21 protein-coding genes are annotated in these 19,771 nt (G+C 48.4%); 16 read left to right on the top strand and 5 right to left on the bottom strand.

All coding sequences use genetic code 11. The features are described from left to right. Positions 1-30: 30 nt before the first annotated feature. Complete coding sequence (locus B3M90_RS13790; protein ID WP_290784555.1) at positions 31-612, bottom strand: TIGR00730 family Rossman fold protein; 582 nt, start codon at positions 610-612, stop codon at positions 31-33. A gap of 78 nt (positions 613-690) precedes the next feature. On the opposite strand from B3M90_RS13790, the gene B3M90_RS13785 reads away from it, so the two are divergent. After that, positions 691-864 (top strand): hypothetical protein, encoded by a 174-nt coding sequence (locus B3M90_RS13785; protein WP_200934380.1) that lies wholly within the window; start codon positions 691-693, stop codon positions 862-864. 292 nt (positions 865-1,156) lie between these two features. Further along, positions 1,157-1,522, top strand: coding sequence for a hypothetical protein (locus B3M90_RS13780; RefSeq protein ID WP_214852246.1), 366 nt, complete (start codon positions 1,157-1,159; stop codon positions 1,520-1,522). Between the two features lie 23 nt (positions 1,523-1,545). Here the strand turns inward: B3M90_RS13780 and B3M90_RS13775 are convergent, their stop codons facing one another. After that, positions 1,546-2,421 carry a helix-turn-helix domain-containing protein gene (locus tag B3M90_RS13775; RefSeq protein WP_214852253.1) on the bottom strand — a complete coding sequence of 292 codons (876 nt, stop codon included), beginning with the start codon at positions 2,419-2,421 and terminating at the stop codon, positions 1,546-1,548. 147 nt (positions 2,422-2,568) lie between these two features. Here B3M90_RS13775 and B3M90_RS13770 point away from each other — a divergent pair, with 147 nt between their 5' ends. The 4 genes from B3M90_RS13770 to B3M90_RS13755 all read left to right on the top strand — a co-directional run bounded on the left by B3M90_RS13770 (position 2,569) and on the right by B3M90_RS13755 (position 5,183). Further along, a complete protein-coding gene (locus B3M90_RS13770; RefSeq protein ID WP_214729303.1) occupies positions 2,569-2,715 on the top strand; it encodes a hypothetical protein in 147 nt (48 codons plus the stop codon). A 79-nt stretch (positions 2,716-2,794) separates the two neighbouring features. Beyond that, on the top strand, positions 2,795-4,000 hold the full coding sequence (locus B3M90_RS13765) for a hypothetical protein (RefSeq protein ID WP_290784551.1): 1,206 nt from the start codon (positions 2,795-2,797) through the stop codon (positions 3,998-4,000). Then, positions 3,993-4,730, top strand: a complete 738-nt coding sequence (locus B3M90_RS13760; RefSeq protein WP_290784534.1) for a hypothetical protein — start codon at positions 3,993-3,995, stop codon at positions 4,728-4,730. The genes B3M90_RS13765 and B3M90_RS13760 overlap by 8 nt, the downstream gene beginning before the upstream one ends. A gap of 141 nt (positions 4,731-4,871) precedes the next feature. Next, positions 4,872-5,183, top strand: a complete 312-nt coding sequence (locus tag B3M90_RS13755; protein ID WP_290756610.1) for a hypothetical protein — start codon at positions 4,872-4,874, stop codon at positions 5,181-5,183. Between the two features lie 38 nt (positions 5,184-5,221). Here the strand turns inward: B3M90_RS13755 and B3M90_RS13750 are convergent, their stop codons facing one another. After that, the gene (locus B3M90_RS13750) at positions 5,222-5,641 is read right to left on the bottom strand and encodes a helix-turn-helix domain-containing protein (RefSeq protein ID WP_214852259.1); all 420 of its coding nucleotides are present in this window, start codon (positions 5,639-5,641) and stop codon (positions 5,222-5,224) included. A gap of 207 nt (positions 5,642-5,848) precedes the next feature. Here B3M90_RS13750 and B3M90_RS13745 point away from each other — a divergent pair, with 207 nt between their 5' ends. Beyond that, positions 5,849-6,373, top strand: coding sequence for a VanZ family protein (locus B3M90_RS13745; protein ID WP_290756613.1), 525 nt, complete (start codon positions 5,849-5,851; stop codon positions 6,371-6,373). Between the two features lie 16 nt (positions 6,374-6,389). Next, a complete protein-coding gene (locus B3M90_RS13740) occupies positions 6,390-7,385 on the top strand; it encodes an ATP-grasp domain-containing protein (protein WP_214852263.1) in 996 nt (331 codons plus the stop codon). A 63-nt stretch (positions 7,386-7,448) separates the two neighbouring features. Here B3M90_RS13740 and B3M90_RS13735 read toward each other — a convergent pair whose 3' ends face one another. Continuing rightward, positions 7,449-8,207 (bottom strand): homing endonuclease associated repeat-containing protein, encoded by a 759-nt coding sequence (locus B3M90_RS13735; protein WP_214852265.1) that lies wholly within the window; start codon positions 8,205-8,207, stop codon positions 7,449-7,451. 29 nt (positions 8,208-8,236) lie between these two features. Continuing rightward, positions 8,237-9,505 carry an O-antigen ligase family protein gene (locus tag B3M90_RS13730; RefSeq protein WP_290784531.1) on the bottom strand — a complete coding sequence of 423 codons (1,269 nt, stop codon included), beginning with the start codon at positions 9,503-9,505 and terminating at the stop codon, positions 8,237-8,239. 339 nt (positions 9,506-9,844) lie between these two features. On the opposite strand from B3M90_RS13730, the gene B3M90_RS13725 reads away from it, so the two are divergent. The 8 genes from B3M90_RS13725 to B3M90_RS13690 are packed head-to-tail and all read left to right on the top strand — an operon-like array spanning position 9,845 to position 19,757. Further along, entirely contained in the window at positions 9,845-10,480 is a 636-nt protein-coding gene (locus B3M90_RS13725) for a YveK family protein (protein ID WP_290784529.1), read from the top strand. A 21-nt stretch (positions 10,481-10,501) separates the two neighbouring features. Further along, positions 10,502-12,367 carry a polysaccharide biosynthesis protein gene (locus B3M90_RS13720; RefSeq protein ID WP_290784527.1) on the top strand — a complete coding sequence of 622 codons (1,866 nt, stop codon included), beginning with the start codon at positions 10,502-10,504 and terminating at the stop codon, positions 12,365-12,367. A 15-nt stretch (positions 12,368-12,382) separates the two neighbouring features. Then, positions 12,383-13,642, top strand: a complete 1,260-nt coding sequence (locus tag B3M90_RS13715; RefSeq protein WP_290784525.1) for an oligosaccharide flippase family protein — start codon at positions 12,383-12,385, stop codon at positions 13,640-13,642. A 12-nt stretch (positions 13,643-13,654) separates the two neighbouring features. Next, a complete protein-coding gene (locus B3M90_RS13710; RefSeq protein ID WP_290784523.1) occupies positions 13,655-14,941 on the top strand; it encodes a glycosyltransferase family 39 protein in 1,287 nt (428 codons plus the stop codon). Then, positions 14,931-15,965 carry an NAD-dependent epimerase gene (locus tag B3M90_RS13705; protein WP_290784521.1) on the top strand — a complete coding sequence of 345 codons (1,035 nt, stop codon included), beginning with the start codon at positions 14,931-14,933 and terminating at the stop codon, positions 15,963-15,965. The genes B3M90_RS13710 and B3M90_RS13705 overlap by 11 nt, the downstream gene beginning before the upstream one ends. Continuing rightward, positions 15,955-17,304, top strand: coding sequence for a phenylacetate--CoA ligase family protein (locus B3M90_RS13700; RefSeq protein ID WP_290784519.1), 1,350 nt, complete (start codon positions 15,955-15,957; stop codon positions 17,302-17,304). Before B3M90_RS13705 ends, B3M90_RS13700 begins: the two co-directional genes overlap by 11 nt. 12 nt (positions 17,305-17,316) lie before the next feature. Next, complete coding sequence (locus B3M90_RS13695) at positions 17,317-18,660, top strand: nucleotide sugar dehydrogenase (RefSeq protein WP_290784518.1); 1,344 nt, start codon at positions 17,317-17,319, stop codon at positions 18,658-18,660. Next, on the top strand, positions 18,648-19,757 hold the full coding sequence (locus B3M90_RS13690) for a glycosyltransferase family 4 protein (RefSeq protein ID WP_290784516.1): 1,110 nt from the start codon (positions 18,648-18,650) through the stop codon (positions 19,755-19,757). The genes B3M90_RS13695 and B3M90_RS13690 overlap by 13 nt, the downstream gene beginning before the upstream one ends. The last annotated feature ends 14 nt before the right edge of the window (positions 19,758-19,771 follow it).

Genomic DNA, 19,771 nt, shown 5'->3' with positions numbered 1-19,771 from the left:
AAAAAAACGGAGTCGAGGACTCCGTTTTCATCAGGTTTGTGAGCGATCCATATACGTTTTGACGCGTGGCGCTTCATATGTGGCGAAGCGTTCCAAGAGACGATCCGGATCCGATTCGACGATCAGCATCGCTCGGTGTTCGGGAATCAAGAATCCTTGACGTTCCATCGTGTCGAACAGGGCAATCAAGGGGTCATAATACCCGTCAATGTTGAGTACACCACACGGTTTTTCATGCAGACCGAGTTGAGCCCATGTGAAGACTTCGAAAAACTCTTCCATCGTTCCGGGTCCGCCAGGAAGAATAATGAAGCCATCAGCAAGCTCTGACATCTTCGCTTTCCGCTCGTGCATCGAGTGGACGAGATGCAATTCAGTCAGTCCCGGGTGTGCTAACTCCTTCTCTTGTAGAAAGTGGGGGAGGACACCGATCGCTTGACCTTGAGCCGCAAGCGTAGCGTCCGCGACAGCTCCCATCGTTCCAACGCGGGAACCGCCGTATACGAGTCCGATGCCGTGAGCAGCGAGCGCTTGACCAAGCGTACCTGCTGCCTCGCGAAAGACAGGATGCGCGCCATCTTTAGAACCACAAAATACTGCAAGTCTATTCATGAACAGAACCTCCTTTGTTACTGTCACCATAGCATATTCGGTGAGCGGACGGCAGAGGAGACCAGGAAGGAGATCGGTATGCGACCACGTACGATCGTTTGGCTCGTCCTAATTATCGCAGCAATCAATTTGGGACTTGGGATATGGATGCCGGATACGTCGACTCGGACAACAATTAGTTCGATACTACTAGGTGTGATTCTCATACTCGGTATATTTTATGTCATCGCGTTACGACAATCATCAAAATAAAGAGAGCTGGTTCGACTCGTATGAGTTGGACTAGCTCTCTTTTTGTCTGTTACGAAATTTTATAATAGTTAAATATTCAGAAAAATCTATTTTCATACACAAGTTCTACATATTGATGGATGATTTGTAAGAAAAACGTATTTTTCGGGACATATGACCCGAGACAAAAGTAATGGAAAGTGAAAATAATGTGTAAAATACCATAATTATTCGTATTCGAATATTCAGAGAGGGTCTAAGGTTATATGATGTTGTTACGAAGCCATACGAAAAATAATAGGAGGTTATTTAAATGAACTTGAAAAAGAAATTAGGTTTAGCGATTGCAGCTTTATCATTGTCTGTTACTGTTGGTGCTGGCGTTGCTAGTCAGCTTGAAACTAATGTAGCGATTAAAGGATTGCCACTCGAGTACTCAGAAAGAACAGACCTAGCGATTAAAGGATTGCCACTCGAGTACTCAGAAAGAACAGACCTAGCGATTAAAGGACTGCCACTCGAGTATTCAGAAAGAACAGACTTAGCGATCAAAGGATTACCACTTGAGTATGCTCCAGCTTTCGATGTAGCGATCAAAGGATTGCCTTTAGAGTATTCACAAAAAACAGATGTGGCTATTGATGGAATTCCACTTGAGTACGCAGTAAAACGAGCTTAATTGAAATTCGTACATTGATACAGCTATTTGGCTAGATATTCTTCTTTCATCGTTTTAATAATTTTTTGATACTCTTTCATTCCTAATAATTCAAACAAAAAATATGATTTATCAAAAGTTCTAATAATTTCTTGTGATGGAGCACCTAATTTATCTAAACAAGCAGCTCTTTGAGAGTACAATTGTCCGAGTAACGACATGTCTTTAAATTTTAAGCTTGTTTCAATTGCTTCATCAATTATAGTAAGTGCTCGATTATGTTTTTGAAATTCTAAAAGAATCTTTGAAAAATTATACGAAATTCTAATTCGATCGACGATTAAATCATCATTGTCAAAGTTGAGATTTAATATTTCTTCATAAACATTGATACTGTATTGAAAACTTCTATTTTCAGAATACAGATTCGCAATCGCAGATTTAATTCGAATTAGCATATTTGGTGAATAATATGAAGTGGAGTATTCATTAGATAGATTTTGGAGCTCTACTATACATGTACGGTAATCGATTTTTCCTAGTCGATACGAGCAAATGAAGAAATAATATTTATATAATAATGAATGTTCAAATGAAGTATTAGCGTTAGATAGTGCGACTTTACTTTGTTTATAAATGCCTTCAAAGTCCTGATTTCTAAATTTATAAAGTAATTCTTCGTCAATCGTTCGTAAATTCGTTTGTTGATTTGTAGGGTCTAAGAACGCTGACAATGGAACTTGTAATCGCTTTGATAAAGCGTACAATAATTCGACTGTCGGCGAATGCGTACCACTCTCGATCTTACTGATCTCTGCTTGACTGCAAATTCCGTTTGATAAATCTTTTTGTGTCAGATTATGTTTCTTTCGCAGTCGGCGTAATGCTAAGCCGATTTGCGGTGACATGAATTGATCCATCGGCTCCTCGTCCTTTCGTGAAGATTGAACTGGTACAGGGTACCAATTTCTATTATAGAAGCGAACTGAACGGGATACCACTGATTTACTTGATTTCGTATCAATGTTTCAACGACCATCACACTTGATTCAGAAAGGGGTACAACCATGACACTCATCCTAAAAGAAACGCGACGTAACATGACTTCATGCGCTTGGTGTCTCAATCCTGCTACCGTCTCCGTCGCCCCCCTCGCTCATCGGGAAATGGACCGGACTAATACGAAACCAAAAGCAAATGTTAAATCGGCTTAATACACACAAAAAGGACTTCATTCGGATCGTAGAGAATGAAGCCCTTTTTTCAATCACTTGACGAGAAAGGAGAGAGGACATGATCGGATTATCACTTTTATCGGAACAAGACGGCTGGTTACAACGTTCCTTGCCATCTACCGCGATGCAGACTTTTTGTGAGAGACATCGTATTTCAATCGATGCCTTTGATTATGATACGCATACGTTTCATGATTTACTCGATTACATGGATTTTCAGGAATATGAGCACTACGTCTTCGTCCTCCAAGGAGAAGGGGAGCGTACGTTGCGTCTCGTTGCCTATTTGCAACACGAGATGCTACACGTCCAATTTCATTTGATCCGGCAGAACGGGGAGGTTCTGTTCGGTCAACCGGATTTCCTGAACGGTCTCTTCTTACCGCAGGAAGAGATACCGGTTTCGGCATCCGTTCCGGCTGTTCATCATGCTCTCCTTTCGTTGATGACGGGTGTCTATCCCGCATCCGTGCCGCACCATCCACAACCGCTGCGTCATGTCTACATCGAGGACAGCTCATTGTTGGACCGGATTCCAGTAGACAGTTTTCAAATGATGACGATCAATAGTGTCATCTATTTTGACCATCCGATGCGGCACGATCTGCCGATCATCGAACTGATGAGCCGGACCCCGATTTTGTTGACGTTCTCAGATCGTTTATCTCCGTCACTTGCGTCACAGCTGACAGTCTTATCTCGCGACGCACTTGCCGAGCGGTTACAAGACTGGCAGCAAACGGGGCGCATTCAAAACGAACAATCGATGGGGATTCTCGATTATGCGACATTAAGCGGATTACGCGTCTCGCATCGCCTGTTCTTTTTTGCGGACGGGATTTACGCTGATCGACAAAAAACGATTCAGTTGAGTGCGGATATTTCAAGCGATATTGAATGTCTTCGAGAACAGCAACCGCAACCAGAGGCGCTCGCGTCGCAAACGGAACTGGAGTTGTTTCCGTTGTTGTATCAACTGGCAGGGTCGTTTCAAGGGACGAGCCGTTTCATCACCCCTTACTCGGATCTTGAATTACCCCGGACGTCTGGACGGATTGGACCGTTAACATTGATCGGCATTCAAAATGAGGAAGGGTGTTTTGCGTTCGATCGAACGACGTTACGTCTGTTCGAGACGAACGAAGCGTTCCTCTGGATTTTAGAAGCGGATCAAAAGGAACAATTCGACGTGTTGCCAGAGCGACTCGGCGCAGATTATGCGGAAGCGATTCAGCATTACAAGGAGTTGATGTATCATGGGTGAGGTCTTATTTGGTCCGTTTTTGCGTAAAGGTAGCTACTCCCGTGTCCAAGTGCTCGATCATGTACAGGCAGATGAACGAATTGGTCGATTGTACCAAGAAGCACAACAGTTAAATGAAGTCGATGAGTTGATGCTCTATCGACGTTATCTACAAAAAGGAGAGCGGATCCTATTTTACGGAACGTTTGATCTATCTCTGTTTAATCTTTTGTCGGACGAAGGATATGATCTTTATTTGATCGAACCAGAAGCTGCGCGGACGAAACAGATCGCGGAGCGCTATCGTCATAAGATCTACGGCTGGAGTCATGACGTGACGGACGTCGTCGGACCTGAGTATTTTGATCGAATCATCTTACCGGGAACGACGATTTTACGTTATACACGCGGAGAACTACTGTTGTTCTTCCGAAACATCCGTCAGTTGCTACGACAGGGTGGACGCTTGCTCGTGTCCTTGCATCACATCGATCATCTGAAATCAATTGTCCATCCGATTGCGACACGACGCTTTCAAAAGACATTACTTTTCTATGGCTATCACATCGATGGGGAACGTCTCTTGTTCAACGCTTATCTCAAATCCGGACAAGAGGAAAAAGTCAGTTATGCGGTCGAATATCTATACGAACCAAAAACGCTGTTTGAATTTGCAACCTTATCGCGTTATCATGGACAATTTCTATATGAAGGAAAATCAATGATGGTATTAGAGTTCGAAAAACAATAAGTGCAAAATATAATGTAATAATAAAATAAAAAATATATGTAATATATTGGTTTGAATAGGTCTAAAGACCGGGTAATGAGATACAGTAGTTTCCTTTGCATGATTCAAAGTACATCATAAGAAAGAGGAGCCGGATGTATCATGGAAAATCAGAGCGGAAGTACCTTTCAACAAAGTTGTCTATCGTTCATTGAGACCTTGTTTCCAGACGAACCTTTTCATTTCTTAGAAGAATCGAAAGCGACGGACGCCTTTGGTTATCCCGGTCGTCAATTGTTTTTCGCTTCACCTGCCCGTACTTTGAAATTCACTGTACTCGAGCAGGCGCATAAGCATTACGCACGTGTATTCGTATCCGAGAAAACAAGCGAAAATACGTTTTTTCGTCAGTTATTAGAAGCAACATATGACGACAATCAATTATACATCGATCATATCGTCCAAACAGAATAACAAAAGAGATCAAAATCAGCTGATTTTGATCTCTTTTTTTACGCTTCGATAGAAGAAAGACCCCGCTTTAATGCTTGATCAATGGACGTTGCCATCTCATCTCGGACAGACGATGAGACGAGTCGACCATCAAAATAGATTTCCTTCGATAGACTGAGATGAACCAGTAAATCTTCAAGAATGAGCTTTAGATCAAGCGGTTGCGATGGTTCAAGCGCTTGGTGCATGAATTCACTCAATGAAGGATGCTGAACATACTTCGGATCGATGAGATCAATGATCGTCGTGTCTAAAGCAAGAGCCAATCGTTCCAAAACTTGAGCAGAGGGAATGCGCTGACCACGTTCGTAAGCGGAAATGTCCGTTGCTGATTCACCACACCGTTCACCTAAAAATTTTTGAGTATACTTGTGTTGTTTGCGCAATTGCATGATTTTTTTACCTAGTGCACGATTCATGGCACTCCACTCCTATTCTTCAGCTCATTCTTTATAGTACTAATTAACCACTTTCAGTATAAAAGAAACCTGGTAAATGTAAAATATCGTTTTTCAAGGAAACTAAAAAAATGAAATGGGTTAAAATAGAAATTGATTTTTGGAGAAAATCGCCTATCGTTTCTGTCCATGCTATTCTAAAGTGATATCAAATAAGGGAGTGTCTTCATGAAAAAAATCACCTGGTCCGGCTATGTCGTCTTTACCGTCCTATTGATCCTCTTCATCTCAAGTTCGATGCCCTATCAGGCACAATCGATCAAACCTGATCTATCTCGCTATATCCCATTAGGATTCGTCGATCATCTACGATTCATCTCCTTCTCGTATCATGGAGAAGTCAGTGTAGCGGCGCTCGGACGCAGTGGATTCATTGAATTTTTCATTCGTAAAGCAGCCCACGTCTCGACGTTTCTCGTATTAGGTATCGGCTTGATTGATTTGACGCGTCGTCGTTTGACACCGGGTCTTGCCGTCTTGTTCGCTTACTCATTAGCAATCACCATCGCTGTGTTTGATGAGTTTCATCAAATTTTAACGGGTGACCGGACTGGTCTTGTCCAAGATGTGCTACTCGATGGAACCGGAGCATTGATCGGAATCGGATGTTATCTGCTCGTTCGTAGGAAAAAAGTACAGCGCCAAGCAGGAAGTCTTTCTTTCTGGCACGAAAAGAAAAGGCATCACTTTTAACGAAGGAGATGGCCCTATGAAGACTGCCCATTTGTTGATGACAAGCGTCGGTCGCCGGACGAAACTGGTCGAGTACTTCGTTCGTGAGATGTCGGACGGTCACGTCAGTACTGCGGATTGTAATCCACTCGCACCGGGTCTTTATATGACGGAACGTCATCATCTTGTCCCGCGCATCGACGCACCGGGGTATATCGATCACCTACTAGAGTTGTGTCAGCGGGAAGGCGTAACGGCGCTGTTGTCATTGATCGATCCCGAACTGGAGTTGCTCGCAGCGGCAACGGAACGATTTGAAGCGATCGGTGTCACGGTTCTTGTCTCCCCAATGGATGCGTGCCAGTTATGCTTTGATAAATACGCTATGTATACGTATTGTGTTACGGAAGGGATTGCCCATGCACGGACATATGCGACGCTCGACGCATTCAAAAATGCGCTTGCGCAAGGGGAAATCGCATTTCCAGTCTTCGTAAAACCACGTAACGGCAGTGCTAGTCTTCATGTCCAGGTTGTCTCCTCCCTTCAGGTCGTCGAAGGATTGTTCGCTGTCCATCCGAATTTATTGATTCAGGAATACTTAAGAGGACAAGAGCTTGGCGTTGATGTGTATGTCGATTGGCTGACGCATGAAGTGACGGATATCTTCATTAAGGAGAAACTCGTCATGCGCGCAGGAGAAACGGATAAGAGTCGCTCCGTCAAACGCGACGACGTCTTTGAATTGATTGAGCAGATCTTAGCGGGAACTCGTCTCGTCGGGCCACTAGATTTTGATCTGTTTGATGTGGACGGAACGCTCTATTTATCAGAAATCAATCCACGATTTGGTGGGGGGTATCTTCATGCCTATGAGTGTGGTGTCAATTTTCCGAAAGCGATCCGAAACAATCTCCACGGGCAACGCAATCCTCGACGAATCGGGGCGTATACGGAAGACATCTATTTGTTGAAGCACGATACGGTGACACTATTGCCGGCATCTCTACTTGAGCAGATCGAAAAATCATGATACGCACGAAAAAGGAGTGATCCGGTAACGTACCGGGTCACTCCTTTTTATGGAAGAGAAGGATTAGGAAAGAGAAACGCGTGCACGCTTGAGGCATTGCACGGCGGAGGTCCAGTTGCCGAAGAGGGCGTTGATCGTCGAGGTGCTCGGAACCGAGCGACCTTCTGCCCATTTCCGATAATGGATGATGCTGAGAGAAGGTAATTCTTCTTGTGCCTGTCGCAGTGCTTCAAGGACGTCTTCTTCGACCCATTTCCGGCGAGGTGGAGCGATGTCAAGGCAAGCGAGAGCATCTGCCCACGAACCATATTTACGGGCAATCGTCGCGACTGTCGGATGTCCATTTTCCTGTGCCCAAATCGCATACGTCTGTGTTGTCAAACGCGGAAGGACATCGGAAGCTTCAAGTAAAGCAGTGATGATTCGTTCTTCCGTCATCGAGATGGAGCGTGTCATCTCGATCTGTGCTTCTTCAAGCGCACGTGACCAAGAGCCGAAACGTAAGTTGATCAGCGTCAAGGATGGACCGTGTTTGGCCTTTGCCCACTCCCGGTAGCTATTACTATGGAAAGGATGTAAACGTGTCGATGCTTCCTTGATGAAAGCAAGAATCTCTTCATCTGAAAAATATGGACGGATCGATGAGAGACCAGCGGCTTGGAGTGCTTCACGCCAAGAGCCGAATACATTGATGATCGTCGTGATCGATGGAATGTCTTTTCCGACCGACCAGCGCGCATATGTCTTTGCGTCGAGAGAGGGATATTCGATACTAGCTTCGATCAGGCTATCGATGACTTGTTGTTCTGTCCATTTCTTCATGATGTCATACCCCTTTCGTGTAAGTGCGTCTAGGTGTGGGTACTGTCGTGAGGTGGAGGTCGACGAAGCGACGCATAAGCGAGAAGGCTGAGCCAAATGAAATAAAATCCACTCGGTCTGACGAGAACACTTTCCGTGAATTGGAGTAACCCGAGCCAGCTGGCTAGCAAGAGCGCGAGGAAAGCGAGATCCGTCGTCTGAATGCGAAACAGTCGATAAAACAGATACAGAAAGACTGCACCATACAGCAGACAACCAATGAGACCGAATTCGTAGAGAAACGTGATCGGTGTACTATGAAATGTATAAAGAATCCGTTCACCGAGTTGTTCCTGCAGTCCACGCGGGGCACTTCCAATCCCGTGACCGAACCAGAGTGCGTCAGCGGAAGCGTGCCACCCTGCTTGCCAAAGCGTAAATCGTCCGTTAAGACTAAGCAAACGGGGAAGCAGACCTTGAAATGCGAAGACGGCACATAAGATCAGGCTTCCTGTCACATAACAGGCAGCGACCTGCATCCGGCGTCTCGTTCCCGGAACCATTCGAATACTCGTCAAGAGTGCCAAGAGGACGAAGGAGTAGATTCCTGTCTGCGAACCGCTCCTTAGCAAGGCAATGACGATCAGCAGTAAGAAAACAGCGTGCAGAAGACTTTGCCAACGTGGAAACTGTCGCAGTAGATAGAACCAAGCAAGCAGTCCTCCCGGAACGAGCCACGCTGCGAACGTATTCGGATTGTTCGTCAGTCCAGCGAGGCGAAGGAATGAACCTTGCTCTCCGACATACAGCTGAGGAAACGACAAAGGACCGATCCGAAGCCATTGTAGGTTTTCGACCGGAACATACGTTGTGCCAAACGAGACGATAAGTGCGTAGGAAGCGAGAAAGACAGCTTGTCCGTAAAGGAAGTAATACAGAAGACGATGCCATTGGTCGATCGATGCACGGGAGAGCGAAGAGACGATGCCGACGAAAAGCCAAGTCGAAATGAGGTAAAGCGAAGCAAGGACACGATCCGTATTCGCGTTAAAAAAGAAAAATACGATATGAAATGTCAGATAAATCAGAAAAATAAATCCGATTTGATGTCCAGTTGCGCGATTGACGCGATAGAACGGTCGTAAAATGAACCAACAGACGCTGAACAGAACGATGTAGGCAGGAAGCAACCAAAGTGACCACTGTTTCGGTAACACTTCGTCCGTAAAGGATAGAGGACGAATCCAAGCATCGAGCATGATCCAAATGACTAGGATGGATAAGGCAAACGATATGGGTATATTGGCTGATTTTAACATGATTTCTAAAGACTATCCACCCTTCATATAGGACTTATTACCGATTTGAATACTTTTTAATCGTCAAATTTGTATTTACCCTCATCTTTTAAAAAATCATGCAGACCAATGAAAAAATATTAAAAAAAACGCAATCATTTTTTCGTGAATCGCGTTTTTTTTTGTGACATGAATTCCTGCTGTGAACTTGCGTCACGCAAGCGAGATAGCTACCGAAAAAAATATAATCATTTTCACCAAGCTCTAATTGTTTTGGAATTCGATTGGAAATAAGGTGTAGACATAACCAATGTCCATCCATTCGGTCAAGCTAGAAAGAGGTGAACAACAGTGAGCTCGATGCATCAAAGAAAAACCTTCGGAGATCATCTGACGACACTCCGACGCGGCTGGTGGCTACTGGCACTCTTCATGATTCTCTTCGCAGGTGCCGGATATGCACTCAGCACGTATGTCATTCCGAAGACATATGAAGCGACGGCCTACATTCTCGTCGTTCCTCAAGCAAACGCAGAGGCGACATCGACGCCGACACTCGTCAGTACCTATCAAGATATCTTGCGAAGCCCAGAAGTCGTCGATCAGGTCGCCCAAAAGATGAACGTCACCGACAAGCGATTATTCGATTTGACGGATCGTCTGACGGTCTCGAGCAATCTCGATTCACAGGTCATCGCCTTATCCATCACGGATCGTTCAGCGGAGCAGGCAGCCATCCAGGCAAATACGATGACGGAAGTCTTCCAGGATTATCTCCCGCAACTGATTAACACGAGTAAGACGGAAGTCTTCTCCAGTGCCCGAATTCCAACGAAGCCCGTATCCCCGAACATTTTGATGAACACGGGAATCGGTGGTGTCCTTGGTTTAATGCTCGGACTCCTGATCGTCTATTCGCGCTCGTTAAGCAAAAAAGAAGTGACACGTGAAGCGACCGACAGTTATCCGAAAGCCATTCCCCGGACGCACTCATGAGAGAGGAGAGGAGACACCATCATGCAGCATTCCCCGCTTACCCCGTATCGTCGGCAGTTGAAGATTGGACTCCTTCGCCTAATCGACGCCGGAGTCATCGCACTCGCAACCGTAGTAACGTTCTACTTCTTTAATCCGCTCCATCTCACCGTCAATTTCGAGTTACAGGATGCGCTCGAAATCGCCCTCATCCAGTGGATTGCCCTCACCTTCGTCGCGCATTGGATGCGTTTCTATCAAATCATCTGGCGCTATGCGAGTTTACGCGATCTCGCCGTTCTCCTCGTCGTCGTCCTTGCCAGTAGTTTCGTTTTACTTGGTCTTGAATACGCGTTGTTCGACTTCGCGGTCGAACGGGCAATCTTCTTGCAGACGGGACTTGTCTTGAACGGTATCTTATTCGTCCGGTTGTTGATTCGTGGCCGTAGTCTCAGACTCGTTCCGGAGCATAAGACGCTAGGCAAACGGACGCTAATCATCGGTGCCGGAGCTTCCGGACAGATGATCACGAAAGAACTGAAACAAAAGAAATCGCATATCTTAAACGTCGTCGGATTACTCGATGACTCGCTTGAACTACGCGGGATGCGAATTCACGGTGTTCCTGTCATCGGAGCGATCGAGCAACTTGAATGCATCATCGAGGAACAAAAGATTGAAGCGGTCGTCCTCGCGATCCCGTCCTTATCGTATCCGCGACGAATCGAACTGTTGAATCGAATTAAACAGACGCAAGTCGAGGCGCATACGTTACCGATGCTTGTCGAACTCGCTTCCGGTAAGGTTTCGATTCAACAAATCCGTGAAGTCTCAATCGCTGATTTACTCGGACGGGAACCAGTCGAGCTTGATATCACGGAAATCGAACGAAGCGTGCATGGAGCGACGGTCCTCGTCACCGGTGCCGGTGGATCAATCGGTTCCGAGATTTGCCGGCAACTGATTCGTTTTCGTCCTGAACGACTTGTTCTTCTTGGACACGGTGAAAACAGTATCTACCTGATTCGCCGGGAACTCGAGTGTCTCAGCCAGGATATCCAGTTCGAATCTGTCATTGCCGATGTACAGGACAGTGACCGGATGTTTGAAGTCATGCGACGCTTCGAACCGGACCTCGTCTATCATGCGGCAGCCCATAAGCACGTTCCGCTGATGGAGGATAATCCGAGCGAAGCCGTCAAGAATAATATCTACGGAACACGTAACGTCGCCCGAGCAGCAGAAGCGGCTGGAGTCAAACGCTTCGTCATGATCTCGACCGATAAGGCAGTCAACCCGACGAGCGTGATGGGGGCGACAAAACGAATCGCTGAGATGGTCATCCAGCAGATGGCAAGAAATAGCGAAACGACGTTCGCCGTCGTCCGGTTCGGCAACGTCCTCGGAAGCCGCGGTTCCGTCATCCCACTTTTCAAGGAACAAATCGCGAAAGGTGGACCGATCACGATCACCGATCCCCGGATGACACGTTACTTCATGACGATTCCGGAAGCGAGTCGTCTCGTCATTCAAGCGAGTGTCCTCGCAAAAGGTGGCGAAGTGTTCGTCCTTGATATGGGTGAACCGGTCCACATCACGACACTTGCGAAAAACTTGATTCACTTGAGTGGATTTACGGAAGAACAGATCCCGATCGTCTATAGCGGGATTCGAAAAGGGGAGAAACTTTACGAGGAACTGCTCGCTCGTGATGAGGTGCATGACGAACTCGTCTTCGATAAGATCCTCGTCGGAAAGACACGCCCGTTCGGCTCCGTCGATCCGTACTTGCGTGAGATCGCCCAAGCGCTCGATCGGGACGAGACACTTCGCCAGTATTTATTAGAAGTGACGAACGAGACTGATGCCGACCCAGTCGCGCCGACGATGCGGATCGCTCGTAAATAGAGAGGGGGGAGAACGATGAAAACGGTCCGGCTGTCTCGCTTCAATCTCATCTTCATTGCGGATACAGCATATTCATTGCATCAATGGATGATTTTGACGCTCCTGATCAAATGGAGTACGCCGCTCAATATCGGCTACTTCAATTACGCCCTTGCCATCACCGCACCAATCGTCATGTTCTGTTGGCTGAATGCCAGTACGATCCTGACGGCAGAACGGGCTGGACTGACGAACTTCTGGCTCTTCATCAAGACCCGTTTTTCGCTCCTCTCGGCAGGTGTGTTCGTCCTCCTTGGTGTCTATTATTTCTTCGGTGAAGCGAACATCTTACTACTGACGTTACTCGTCTATCTCAATAAATACATGGAGTCGTTCGCTGATCTCGGATACGGCTTCTTACAGGGACACACTGCCTTCAAGGAAGTCGCCATCTCGAAGATTTTTCGCAGTCTCCTGAATGTCTCAGGCGCAGCACTCGTCCTCTTTACGACCCATTCGATCCAGGGATTCGTCATCGCCTTGATCACTGGTAACTTGATCATGTTACTCGTCTACGATCTCCCGACGATTCGCCGGGTCGGTCGTGGTTTTGACAATCAAGCGCTCGACTTACGATATCGATCCGGTAAGGAGTTGTTCCTTAAAGCGATGCCACTCGGGTTCGTCGCTCTACTGATCGCCTTGAACGCGAACATCCCACGGTTATTCGTTGGACATGCGATCGGAACCGAAGAGCTCGGATATTATGCAAGTATTGCCTATCTACTCGTACTCGGTAGTCTGTTCATCCACTCCTTGATTGCTGTCTTATTGCCGAACTTCTCGTCAGAGACTGGAGAACGCCAAAGTTTACCGGAACTGCGCAAGCTGACACGGTCGATGTTACTGATGACGAACGTCGTCGGGATCCTCCTGATTCTTGGAGCAATCTTCTTCGGAAAGTGGAGTTTGACGATTTTCTACAATGCGTCGTTCGTCAAATATCATCTGATTTTCGTCTTGATGATGGTCGCGTCGTTGTTCTTCTATAATTCGACCGTCATTCAAGCACTACTGACCGGCTTCCAGCAGTTTCGAATCCAAACACTCTCGATCTTCGGCAGTGTCGTCGTCAATCTCGTCGCTTGTAGCCTTTTGATTCCGTTGTACGGACTATACGGGGCGACGATTGCATACACACTTTGCGCGGTCACTCAAATCGTCCTACTGTTACCCGCGCTCTATCGCTCCTTGTATCCACGAAACGTCGCCCTCGTCGTCGAACAAAGCAGTTAAGGAGGGAAGAAGATGCGACCAATTCTCTTACTCATCGTCATCGAAGCGCTCGTTTGTCAATTCGCCCGGTCGCTCTTCCCGGACACGTACGTGACCGCCTTGCTGCTCATCAACTCGGTGTTGTTTCTCTATTACCTACTCCGCCAAGCCGAGACGACGCCGCTCTATCTCATCTTCATCACCGCTTTCTTCGTCCGATTGGTTTTGATGTTCATCGATCTCGAACTGTTCCGCTTACCGCCGCACAGTGGGGACGATACGGAAGCCTTTCATCTCGAAGGTGTCCAAATCTTCACCGACCCGTCGACCTTCAATGATGTCGTCCGCGGCACCTATTCCAAGTTTCTCGGAATCTTCTATCTGATGTTCGGACCGGAACGGATCCTAGCTCAGTTCTTCAACGTCATCCTTGGCGTCGTCGCCGTCGTCATTCTAGCAAAGACGTTACAGCGATTACGTTTACCGGAACGATACGTCTTCGGTGCAACACTCATCTTCGCGTTCTTCCCGCAAGGATTGTTGCTCTCACCGATTCTCTTACGGGATCAGATCGTCGCCCTTGGAATCGTCTACACGCTTTATTACATGGTGCGTTGGACGGAAGAGAAGTCCGGCAGGTACATGATTCTCGCATATCTCGGCTACTTCGTCAGTACGATGTTCCACTCCGGTCTTGCCGTCGGAATCGTCGTCTTACTCGTCTACTTCTCGTTTTATAGCCATGAGACACGACGCATGGACTTTGAACCGACGAAGGTACAGCGACTGATCTTCCAAGTACTCGTCGTCGGCTTCATCGTCTACAGCTTCCAGAACGTCTTGTTCGCGAAGTTCACCCACGTCTCGGAAAACGGACAGCTGTTCAGCGGGATGAGTTACGATCGTGGCGGCTCCGCTTACTTGAATGGATTGGCGGTGACAGGTCCAGGCGACATGATTCTCTACTCACCGATCCGGATGATCTACTTCCTGTTCTCACCATTCCCGTGGCAGTGGTCGAGTGTCATGAACATCCTGATTTTCTTCCTCGACGCCATCTTCTACTTCATCGGTTGTTTTGCCATCATTCGGTCGTTCAAACTGATTCGTCAGCATCCGTTCGGCAGCGTCCTCTTCTTCTTTTTCCTTCTTTTTGCACTCAACGCGTTGATCTTTGGTCTTGGAACCGGCAACGTCGGAACGGCCATCCGACACCGGTATAAGTTGTTCCCGATGTTACTCATCGTCTATACATCCGTTCACTACATGCGCCTGCAAGCGCGCCACTACTTCGAGGAGGTCGAACACCGTGCCGAATAAAACGATCTTAATCACTGGTATCGCTGGCTTCATTGGATTTCATGCCGCACGTCGTTTCATCCGGGAGGGTTACCGGGTCATCGGACTCGATGAAGTAAACGACTATTACGACCCGACGTTAAAAGAAGCCCGACTTGCTGAACTCGGCACGAACTACACGTTTTACCGGGTCTCACTCGAAGAGACGGGAGCCGTCGCGCGAATCTTTGAACAGGAATCAATTGATCTCGTTCTCCACTTGGCAGCACAGGCAGGCGTACGCTACAGCATCGACCGACCAGACGTCTACATGACATCAAACATCGTCGGTTTTCTCTCGATTCTAGAAGCGTGTCGCCATCATCCCGTCGAGCAGTTGATCTACGCTTCATCGAGTTCCGTCTACGGATCGAATACGAAGATGCCGTTTGCGACGACGGATGCCGTCGATCATCCGCTAAGTCTTTATGCCGCTTCAAAGAAAGCGAACGAACTGATGGCGCACACGTATAGCAGCCTTTACGGCATCAAGACGACAGGGCTTCGCTTCTTTAGCGTCTACGGTCCATGGGGGCGCCCGGATATGGCACTGTTCAAGTTCACGGAGGGAATTGCGAAGGGCGAACCAATTGATCTCTACAACTACGGCGAGATGGGACGAGACTTCACCTACGTCGACGATATCATCGAAAGCATCTATCGTTTGTTCCAGACTGAACCGGAAGTCGACGCGACGTTTGACGCGTCAAATCCCTTACCGGATCGTAGCAACGTCCCGTATCGCGTCTACAACATCGGTAGTCATAGCCCGATTCGCTTAAGTGAATTCGTCGCCTTGATTGAACGACGCCTCGGTAAGACGGCGATCAAGAACGGGATGCCGTTACAGCCGGGTGACGTCCCGGAAAGTTTCGCCGATGTCTCTTCACTATTCGAGACAATCGGCTACCGACCACAGACGACGGTCGAAGCTGGTGTCCATGCATTCATCGACTGGTACGAGAGCCATTACTTGATGAAGGAGGAAATCCAAGATGGCGCTTAAAGAGAATATCTACTATCGCTCTCCAATTTTCATCCAAAATTGGCTGACCTCGTTATACGGTCGGAAGTTGATGCAAGAACGCTACGGTCACTTCTATGAGCAAAAGATGAAGGAGCTCCGGATGAAGGACCGGACGCGGGATTATCAAGCGGAACAACTCGAACGTCTGAATGCCTTTCTCGCGTTTGTTGTGGCGCATACACCGTATTACAGACAACTCTTTCACGAACATGACATCCAGTTACCGTTTACGTCACTCGAGCAGCTGAAGACGATTCCGATCCTTGAAAAAGAGACGCTTCGCCAAAACAATGATGCGTTCATGTCCCGTGTCGATGCGCCGGTCCGCGGACGGACAGGAGGAACGAGCGGAAAGTCGCTCCAAGTCGCGTTCATGCGCGAGGATGTCCAGGAACGGATGGCCCATCTTGATTACTTCAAGGAACTCCACGGTTTCAAGGCCGGAATGCGCCGGGCAAGCTTCACCGGTCGAACGCTGACAGCCGTCGATCAAACGAAACCGATCTTCTGGCGGATGAACCGGCCACTCAATCAGTTGCTCGTCTCGATCTTTCACATGAAGGAAGAGAACTTCCCAGCTTATATCGAGGAGCTGAATCGTTTTCAACCACGCGCACTCGACGGAACACCGACGGCGATGGTCGAAATCGCCCGTTATATGCTGAAGCACCACATTCAACTGGATATCCCGCTGATTGCCATCTTCCCGACATCAGAAACGGTGACGGAGGAGATGCGCTCCATCCTTGAGGAAGCGTTCGGCGTCCCGGTCTTTGATCAATACGGTTCCTCGGAAGGGGCACCAATCATCTCAGAGTGTCGCCATCATAAACTGCATCTACACCACGAAACTGGCATCATCGAACCGTATGGAGAGGACGGAGAAGTCGTCGTCACCTGTTTTACGACACGCGGCACACCGCTGATTCGTTACCGGATCGGTGACCGGATGACACTCAGTGACGAGACATGCAATTGCGGTTTGAATGGTCCTGTCATCGCTTCGATCGACGGACGGGGAACGAGCTACATCGTCAGTGAGAAGCGCGGCAAAGTCTTCGAAGGAGACATCACGACGATTGCCCGGGAACTGCCGAACTCAGTCTTACAGCTCCAAGTCGAGCAGCATGCGCTCAATCACGTGACACTCCGCTATATTCCGGATGCGAAACGTTTCCAACCGAAGCACGAACAGATTCTCTTGAACGAGATGCGCAAGTTACTCGGCTCCGAGATGAAAATCGTCCTTGAACCCGTCGAACACGTCAAACAAGAACCGAACGGAAAAACGTTGATCGTCAAACAGTCGATGAAATAGGAGGAACCCAACATGAACAAGGCAGTCAAACACATCGTAGATACGACAGCAGCCCATACGGGTGCACTTCCCATTGCCAACCGTTCGATTGCCGTCGTCGGACTCGGCTACGTCGGACTTCCCGTCGCCGTCGCCTTTGGCGAAAAAACAGACGTCGTCGGCTTTGACATCAAGGAACAACGCGTTCAAGAACTCCAAGAAGGGATTGACGCGACACTCGAACTGAGTCCCTTCACGTTAAAGAACGCGACCGTTGATTATGTCTCAGAGCCATCGGCACTGCAGGCGAGCGACTTCATCATCATCGCCGTTCCGACACCAATCAATGCACAGAACCAGCCGGACCTGACACCACTCTTACGGGCGTCGCACCTCGTGGGTCGCCAGCTCAATAAAGGCGACATCGTCGTCTACGAGTCGACCGTCTACCCTGGAGCTACGGAAGAAGATTGTATCCCGGTCCTTGAAGAAGCGTCCGGCTTATGCGCTGGTGTCGACTTCTTCGTCGGCTACTCACCGGAGAGAATCAACCCGGGTGACCATGAGCACACGTTCAAGACGATTAAAAAAATCGTCTCCGCCCAAGATGAACAAACACTGGATATCGTCGCGGAAGTTTATGAAGCCGTCGTCGAAGCCGGTGTCCACCGTGCCTCATCGATCAAGGTCGCGGAAGCAGCAAAAATCATCGAAAACACACAACGCGACCTCAACATCGCCTTGATGAACGAACTCGCAATCATCTTCGACCGGATGAACATCGATACGCTCGAAGTCCTCGAAGCAGCCGGTACGAAATGGAACTTCCTCCCGTTCCGTCCGGGTCTCGTCGGCGGTCACTGTATCGGTGTCGATCCGTTCTATCTGACGATGAAGGCGGAGTCACTCGGCTACCATCCGGAAGTCATCCTTGCCGGTCGCCGGATCAACGATACGATGGGGCGTTTCATCGCCACAGCGCTCGTCAAGAACCTGATCAAACAGAACATGCCGGTGCTCGGCGCCCGGGTCACCATTCTTGGATTATCGTTCAAAGAAAACGTCAGCGACATCCGCAACTCGAAAGTTGCGAACCTCGTTCATGAAATCGAAGAGTTCGGAATCGACGTCCAAGTGACGGACCGACTCGTCGAAAAGAGTGAGGCAAAACGTGAGTACGGGATCGACTTACTCGAGATGAGTGAACTCAAACCAGCCGACGTCGTCATCTTCGCCGTCTCACACGAAGAATACGTTGAAGGTGGTTGGAATCTGGCACAACACTTACTGAAGGTCGGTCGCGGCATCGTCGTCGACATCAAAGGCATGTTGCCACGAGCAGAACAACCGGAGGGGGTCCACGTATGGCGCCTCTAAAAATCCTTCAAGTCTGTGCTCTCGATACGACGGCAGAGACGATGTTGCAGCCGCTCTTACTCGCTTTACAAAATGCGGGGCACGACGTCGGCATCGCCTGTGCCGACACGGGTGCCTCGGTGAAACTGGCAGCAAAGGGATTCCGGATGCATGACATTCCGATCGAGCGGCGAATCGACTGGACGAGTAACTGGCGGACGATCCGTGAAATCACGCGAATCTTGAAAGAGGATGGTTACGACGCCGTCCATGTCCACACACCAGTCGCCGCTGCCCTTGGACGGGTCGCCGCCAAACGTGCCGGGACGAAGCATATCGTCTATACGGCACACGGTTTTTACTTTCACGAGAAGATGGGGCGGATGACGTATCAGCTAACGTATTCAGTCGAAAAGTGGTTGGCACGTCTCGCGACCGATTATCTGCTCCTTCAAAGCGAGGAAGATTATCAACTCGCCCAGCGCAAACGCTTTAAAGCGAATACCCGGCTGATGCATCTCGGAAATGGCATCGACTTGACCCGCTTCTACCCACGACCACGTGAAGCCGGAGCGCCGTTTACGTTCTTATTCATCGGTCGGATCGTCGAAGAGAAAGGAATTCTCGAACTGCTCGATGCATTCGAGGATGTCGTCTATCGTCACCCGGAAGCCCGTCTCGTCATTGCCGGTGAGATGATGGCAAGCGAGCGCGATCAGACGACGAAACACTTATTCTTACGGCGGATCCGCGAGATTCCAAACGTCGACTACCTTGGATTCGTCGAAGACGTACCGAATTTGTTCCAACAAGTCGATGCCTTCGTCTTACCGTCACATCGCGAAGGCGTACCACGATCAATCATCGAAGCGATGGCGAGCGCAAAACCAGTCATCGCGACAAACATCCGCGGCTGTCGTGAGGAAGTCGTCGAGGGGAAGACAGGCTATCTCATCGAAGTCCGCGATATCACGAAGCTTGCCAAACGGATGAACACACTCGTCGAACATCCTGACCGTGCCAACGAGATGGGACGGAACGGATTTGACCGTGCCATGAAACATTTCAACGAAGCCGACGTCATCAAACGACAACTTGATCTCTTTTCAGCCATGTAAAAGGAGGACGTCAT

Source organism: Exiguobacterium sp. UBA6309 (assembly GCF_002439205.1).
Lineage (GTDB): Bacteria > Bacillota > Bacilli > Exiguobacteriales > Exiguobacteriaceae > Exiguobacterium_A.
This window is presented reverse-complemented; position numbering and strand designations above follow the sequence as displayed.

Excerpts from the sequence above, each read along its gene's own strand:
- B3M90_RS13715 (WP_290784525.1), top strand. The coding sequence starts at position 12,383 with ATGAAAACGGTCCGGCTGTCTCGCTTCAATCTCATCTTCATTGCGGAT.
- B3M90_RS13725 (WP_290784529.1), top strand. The coding sequence starts at position 9,845 with ATGCATCAAAGAAAAACCTTCGGAGATCATCTGACGACACTCCGACGC.
- B3M90_RS13740 (WP_214852263.1), top strand. The coding sequence starts at position 6,390 with ATGAAGACTGCCCATTTGTTGATGACAAGCGTCGGTCGCCGGACGAAA.
- B3M90_RS13700 (WP_290784519.1), top strand. The coding sequence starts at position 15,955 with ATGGCGCTTAAAGAGAATATCTACTATCGCTCTCCAATTTTCATCCAA.
- B3M90_RS13750 (WP_214852259.1), bottom strand. The coding sequence starts at position 5,641 with ATGAATCGTGCACTAGGTAAAAAAATCATGCAATTGCGCAAACAACAC.
- B3M90_RS13745 (WP_290756613.1), top strand. The coding sequence starts at position 5,849 with ATGAAAAAAATCACCTGGTCCGGCTATGTCGTCTTTACCGTCCTATTG.
- B3M90_RS13780 (WP_214852246.1), top strand. The coding sequence starts at position 1,157 with ATGAACTTGAAAAAGAAATTAGGTTTAGCGATTGCAGCTTTATCATTG.
- B3M90_RS13695 (WP_290784518.1), top strand. The coding sequence starts at position 17,317 with ATGAACAAGGCAGTCAAACACATCGTAGATACGACAGCAGCCCATACG.
- B3M90_RS13720 (WP_290784527.1), top strand. The coding sequence starts at position 10,502 with ATGCAGCATTCCCCGCTTACCCCGTATCGTCGGCAGTTGAAGATTGGA.
- B3M90_RS13735 (WP_214852265.1), bottom strand. The coding sequence starts at position 8,207 with ATGAAGAAATGGACAGAACAACAAGTCATCGATAGCCTGATCGAAGCT.
- B3M90_RS13775 (WP_214852253.1), bottom strand. The coding sequence starts at position 2,421 with ATGGATCAATTCATGTCACCGCAAATCGGCTTAGCATTACGCCGACTG.
- B3M90_RS13710 (WP_290784523.1), top strand. The coding sequence starts at position 13,655 with ATGCGACCAATTCTCTTACTCATCGTCATCGAAGCGCTCGTTTGTCAA.
- B3M90_RS13755 (WP_290756610.1), top strand. The coding sequence starts at position 4,872 with ATGGAAAATCAGAGCGGAAGTACCTTTCAACAAAGTTGTCTATCGTTC.
- B3M90_RS13690 (WP_290784516.1), top strand. The coding sequence starts at position 18,648 with ATGGCGCCTCTAAAAATCCTTCAAGTCTGTGCTCTCGATACGACGGCA.
- B3M90_RS13765 (WP_290784551.1), top strand. The coding sequence starts at position 2,795 with ATGATCGGATTATCACTTTTATCGGAACAAGACGGCTGGTTACAACGT.
- B3M90_RS13730 (WP_290784531.1), bottom strand. The coding sequence starts at position 9,505 with ATGTTAAAATCAGCCAATATACCCATATCGTTTGCCTTATCCATCCTA.
- B3M90_RS13790 (WP_290784555.1), bottom strand. The coding sequence starts at position 612 with ATGAATAGACTTGCAGTATTTTGTGGTTCTAAAGATGGCGCGCATCCT.
- B3M90_RS13770 (WP_214729303.1), top strand. The coding sequence starts at position 2,569 with ATGACACTCATCCTAAAAGAAACGCGACGTAACATGACTTCATGCGCT.
- B3M90_RS13785 (WP_200934380.1), top strand. The coding sequence starts at position 691 with ATGCGACCACGTACGATCGTTTGGCTCGTCCTAATTATCGCAGCAATC.
- B3M90_RS13760 (WP_290784534.1), top strand. The coding sequence starts at position 3,993 with ATGGGTGAGGTCTTATTTGGTCCGTTTTTGCGTAAAGGTAGCTACTCC.